Annotated in this window: 4 protein-coding genes; all 4 read left to right on the forward strand. The window is 36.9% G+C overall.

The annotated features are described in order from the left end of the window. Positions 1-18 precede the first annotated feature (18 nt). A complete protein-coding gene (locus T472_RS01600) occupies positions 19-2796 on the forward strand; it encodes a recombinase family protein (protein WP_369322581.1) in 2778 nt (925 codons plus the stop codon). A gap of 226 nt (positions 2797-3022) precedes the next feature. Next, positions 3023-3433 carry a hypothetical protein gene (locus tag T472_RS01605; RefSeq protein WP_023387246.1) on the forward strand — a complete coding sequence of 137 codons (411 nt, stop codon included), beginning with the start codon at positions 3023-3025 and terminating at the stop codon, positions 3431-3433. After that, the gene (locus T472_RS01610) at positions 3433-3762 is read left to right on the forward strand and encodes a hypothetical protein (protein ID WP_023387247.1); all 330 of its coding nucleotides are present in this window, start codon (positions 3433-3435) and stop codon (positions 3760-3762) included. Before T472_RS01605 ends, T472_RS01610 begins: the two co-directional genes overlap by 1 nt. A gap of 67 nt (positions 3763-3829) precedes the next feature. Then, the gene (locus tag T472_RS01615) at positions 3830-5254 is read left to right on the forward strand and encodes an RNA/DNA-binding domain-containing protein (protein WP_023387248.1); all 1425 of its coding nucleotides are present in this window, start codon (positions 3830-3832) and stop codon (positions 5252-5254) included. Positions 5255-5492 lie beyond the last annotated feature (238 nt).

Genomic DNA, 5492 nt, shown 5'->3' on the forward strand with positions numbered 1-5492 from the left:
TCGAAAAGTTACGGTTTAATTGAGAACCATCATCCAGCGATTATAAGTCAGGAACTCTTTGACAGGGTCCAGGAAGAAAGAAAAAAGAACAAAAGGGAAACTAAACCTCAACAATTTAGCCCCAATTCCTTATCAAGACGGATCCACTGCGGCAACTGCGGTCAGAATTTTAGAAGAAATAGAAATAAACCATGGGAGTATTTCAGGTGCGTTTCTGCAACAACCCACAAAAACCTCTGCAGTTCACTGACTTTACGGGAAGATCTAATAGTTGAAATAATGATAAATGCTTTTAGAGTACGCTTTGATGTTGATGATCCAAAACTGATTAAGCGGCTACAAAGAATGTTGATTAGGATAAACCAGAATGACTACTTTGAGTTTCATCGCCTTAAAGCCTTGACGCAGATACAATTGGCTAAAAGGTTGAAAGATATTCAATTTACAGATCAAGACATCATTCAGATGGAAAGAGATTATGATAAGTTTGAGAACCAGCTAGTAGAAATAGAAGATGATAGGAAGTATCGACTCGGTTCTATAAAGTGGCTTGAGAATATTAAAACCTTTCAAGATTTCTCAGGGAAAGCCACTATTGAATACTTGCGAGCGTGGATTCTCTCCATGGTCATTTACTCAAAAGAAGATTATAAAATTTATTGGATTGATGGTAAAGAGACAGAAGTAGGTAACTGCATACCCATAAAACCGAATATTGTAGAGTCCCCTAAAGAGTTCTATTCTGAAGGTGAATTACAGGTTGATAATAATCCTGAATTACAAGTGATGACAACCAAACAAGTCACCTCGGGGAAAGGGGGTGATTTAAATACTTTAGATGAGGAGGACAGAAAGATGATAGCAGAAAGAAAACTTGAGCCTAATTTGATGGTTAAAAATATACAAAAACAACTGAGTAATTCTGTGATCATGCAGACGAGTGTCCCTGTTGTTAGAGAAAAGAAATTAAAAGTAGCTGCATATGTACGAGTTTCAACAGAACTGGAGCAGCAAAAAACAAGTATCAAAACTCAATATTCATATTATCTGTACCTTATCCTCAAGGATCCACGTTACATCTTAGCTGATATCTATATAGATGACGGAAAAAGCGGGAGAACGACTGAAGGTAGGCCTGATTTCAAGCGCCTGATGGAAGATTGTAAAGCGGGAAAAGTGGACTTGATTATTACAAAATCTTTATCACGATTTGCTAGAAATACTGTCGATACATTAACCTACTTAAACATGTTGAAAAGTCTAGATCCAAAGGTCGAAGTGTGGTTCGAGCGTGAAAATATTTTGAGTCTTTCTGAAAAAAGCAATGTCTTGATTAATCTGTTATCCGCACTGGGGCAGGAGGAAAGTGTCAATATTGGTGAAGCTATTGCCTGGGGTAGAAGAAGTTTGGCCCAAAGAGGTATTGTAAGACCTGCGGTTCAAGGCTACGGTTATAAGTACGATAAAAATAAAGAATGGGTAATAAACGATGAAGAAGCAAAAGTAGTGAAGCTGATCTATGATGAGTATGAAAAAGGAAAAAACATGAGAGAAATAGCTAATACGCTTACAGAAGAGTCAGTTCTCACACCAGGTGGACAAAAGATGTGGCAGGTGAGCACCATTAGGAGGATATTAAGCTCTGAGATTTACAGGGGAAACTATATATATCAAAGATTTCATTCAGGATTTAGTTTAATCAGCGATCGGGTGAAGAACACAGGAGAACTGCCCATGTATTTCATTGAAGGTCATCATGAAGGAATTATTAATGGGGAGCAGTGGAAAAGAGTTCAAACTATGTTAGAAGAAAATGAAAAAAGCAGAAAAGAAAATTTTCAAAAATATCCAGTGGACAAGGAAAAGAATGATGCCTTTACTAAGAAACTATATTGTGGTGAATGTGGAACCGTCGTCGGCTATGTAAGAGGAATTAACAGACAAATGAAGAGTTATGAAAAGAGATGGTGGCGGTGTAATAAGGGGTTAAAAGGCCATTGTGGTTCTATTCATTTGAATCAAAACTATGTAGAAGAAAACTTCTCTCAAGTACTAATGGATATAAAATTTAATCCTGCATTTGATGAGTACTTGGATTTATTTATGAAGGCTTTAAAGATTACACCAGAAGAAGAAATACAAAGAGAACAGCTAGAGCAGGAGAAAGAAGCGTTAAATCAACAGTTATACAAAGCTGTAGAGAATGAGCTGGGGAAAGCAGGTAAAGATGCAAAGCTTATTGATTATTTGACGGATGAGATTATGGATATAAGAGAGAAACTACTAGGTTATACGGCTCGTGAAGAACAACTGGAAGAAGTAGCAAAAGAAATTGAAGAGCTTAGAAAAAACCTTGAAGCCTATAAAAATAAAGGGAATGATGATTTAAGATATTACAAAAGCCCACCTGATTTTAAAAGAGAAATCTTTGAAAACTTTATAGAAAAGGGAACTATTCTGGAAGATGGTCAGATTATTTATCAATTCAAATCTGGTTTTGAGTGGACTGCACCAATTAACTATATAGCCTTTCAAGAACAGGAGAGGCGTAGAAAAAAAGCAAAGACGCAGTTGGAAAAGAAAGAGTTTTTGAAGGGGCCTGAAGTGAAGGCTTTACTAAAATATTGTGAAGAGCCAAAGACAATAACAGAAATGCGTGAGTATCTTCCAAGGTATTTGACAAATCCTAATTTTAAGAAGTATATCGTGAAGCCACTTTTAGAAAAAGGAATTATTAAGGAAACGATACCCGATAAACCAACGAGTAGATTGCAGAAATATTATTCAATAAAGTAGTAGTTATGATTTTTAAAAATGGAACGATATTCTTCAAATATAAAGAAAATCATGACAAAATTAAAAGCGCACAAATAAACCCACCTAGTAGCTTGATTATCATTATCGGGCCACTTGGTGGGTTGTTTTTAGTGAAATTTTGATGGAAACAACTTTAGTACAAAAACGTACAAAATAATTGAATTTGTATTAAAATCTGTGGTATACTACAGGTGAGGTGAAAACTATGGAAGTGAGTTTAGAGAGTTTGATTTCTTATGATAAACTGAAAACAGACATAGATGATGTATTTAAAGTCGTTGAGAAGAATGGCAAGGTTGTCATTCTAAAAGATAACGAGCCAGTGTACATTCTATTAAAGTATGATCGGAGTGCTGGTCCAATTGAAAAAATTCTTGGTCCTTCGATTCCTAAGAGAACCTTGCAAGAAGCCATGAAAATTGTACTTAAAGAAGTGGAAGGCATGAAAATGCATGCTGCAGAGCTTTCAGATGAAATATATAGAAGAAAATTGTACCTGAAGAAAGATGGAACCCAAGCAAAATACAATCAGATTCGTGCTAGATGTGGGCATTACCCTGACATGTTCGAAGCTTTACCTGGAAATATAATTCAATTGAAGGAGGGTGTTGAGTAATGGATTTTGAAAAACTATGGCATCAGATTCTTCGCGCGGCAACTGAAGAGGCTTTTGATGCATCAACAGTTCCTCAAAACAATAGAACTCCACTATGGTTTAATGTTTATACAAAAGAAGCATATTTGTACGTAGACAACACACCCGATAATAATCCCTCTGTTCAACTAAGTGGAGCTAGAAAAATTACAAAAGATGATTTTATAAATGTAGCTGGATATTATGAACGGTGGAAAAATGGAGAAACCCACCTACGTCAGGAAGTAAGAGAACAGTCCAGGAACACAGCGTATATCTTTGGGTTGATATCAAAATTCGCAAATTCATGATTACTATCTGACTGATTGGATAAAATAAATTAGAACGCCATGCTTTGGCGTAAAAGAGGTGTTGCAAGTGAAGATAGAAAGTTTGAAGAAAATAATCAGTAGTGGTGAAAGCATTACTGTAGAATTCAAGGAGAGTAAAAAGAAGATAAATAAGGATGTGTATGATTCTGTATGCGCATTTTTGAATCGCCACGGGGGGCATTTATTTCTTGGGGTGAAGGATAACGGTGATATTGCAGGCGTCGATAAAGATGCTGTGGATCAGCTGAAGAAAGATTTTGTTACATCACTTAATAATCCACAAACTCTCAATCCTGCTTTTTACTTGGCAGTAGAAGATGTTGAAATATATGGGAAGACGATCCTGTACATTAACGTACCTGAGAGTTCTCAGGTGCATCGTTGCAAGGGGAAAATCTTTGATCGAAACGAAGATGGAGATTTTGACATTACCAATAATACAACTTTAGTATCTGGGTTGTACATGAGAAAGCAAGCGACATATACAGAAAACAGAATTTTTCCCTATGCAGACATGGATGAGCTAGAAGATGAATTGTTCACAAGGGTTAGAAAAACGGTTGGAAACTTAAAACCCGGCCACCCGTGGGTTTCGATGGATAACATCGAGCTGTTAAAAAGTGCAGGGATGTATTTAAAGGATCAGAGCACAGGTAAGCAAGGGATTACACTAGCCGGCATTCTAATTTTCGGAAGTGAACTGATGATTCAAACAGCGCTTCCACACTATAGAACAGACGCAATTTTAAGAAGAGAAAACCTCGACAGGTATGATGACCGGGATGATATTAGGGTGAATCTTCTAAGAAGCTATGAAAGATTAATGCAGTTTATTGCCAAGCATCTCAATGACAAATTCTATCTCGAGGGTGATCAGCGTGTGAGTTTAAGGGATAAGATTTTCAGAGAAGCGATTTCAAATTTGCTAATTCATAGAGAATTCTCAAATCCATTTCCCGCGAAGCTGGTCGTTGAGAAGGACAGAGTCTTTATCGAAAATGGCAATAAGCCTCATGGAAATGGAATGATTGACCCTGAGGACTTCTCACCTTATCCCAAGAATCCTAAGATTGCAAAGTTCTTTAAAGAGATAGGTTGGGTTGATGAACTCGGATCAGGAGTTAGGAACATCTATAAGTACAACAAGATCTACTCGGGTGCTGATCCCGAATTCATCGAGGGAGATGTATTTAAGACAATTATTCCGTTGACCCCCCAAGCTACCCCCCAAGCTACCCCTCAAGCTACCCCCCAAGCTGAAATGGATGCTGATGATAAGCGAACGGAGTCAATACTGGAATTTTGTAAAAAACCTAGAAGTAGAAAAGAAATTCAAGAATTTTTGGGATTGAAAGATAGGAGATATTTTGCGAACAGTATATTGAAGCCATTAGTTAAAGGAAATCTTCTAAGTCTTACAATGCCTGATAAACCGACAAGTCCAAATCAAAAGTATTACTCTAACAGATAAATGGAGAGCTCATCACAATGTGGTGGGCCTTTTTTTTATTTATATGAATAGTGAAACCCACCAAGAAAGCATCTAAGCTCGGAAATGTACCGAACTAAGACGGGATATTGGTGGGTTATTTATGTTTTTTGAGCTTTAAATGACTAAATGGCTTTTGTGGCCAATCTGAGCGAAATAGCTCTTGAGTGGAACTATGGGTCAAAAAATACAATGAAAAGTAAGCGTAAATTCTAGTGCA

It is taken from the genome of Youngiibacter fragilis 232.1, assembly GCF_000495435.3.
Taxonomy (GTDB): Bacteria; Bacillota; Clostridia; order Clostridiales; family Clostridiaceae; genus Youngiibacter; species Youngiibacter fragilis.

Excerpts from the sequence above, each read along its gene's own strand:
- T472_RS01605 (WP_023387246.1), top strand. The coding sequence starts at position 3,023 with ATGGAAGTGAGTTTAGAGAGTTTGATTTCTTATGATAAACTGAAAACA.
- T472_RS01610 (WP_023387247.1), top strand. The coding sequence starts at position 3,433 with ATGGATTTTGAAAAACTATGGCATCAGATTCTTCGCGCGGCAACTGAA.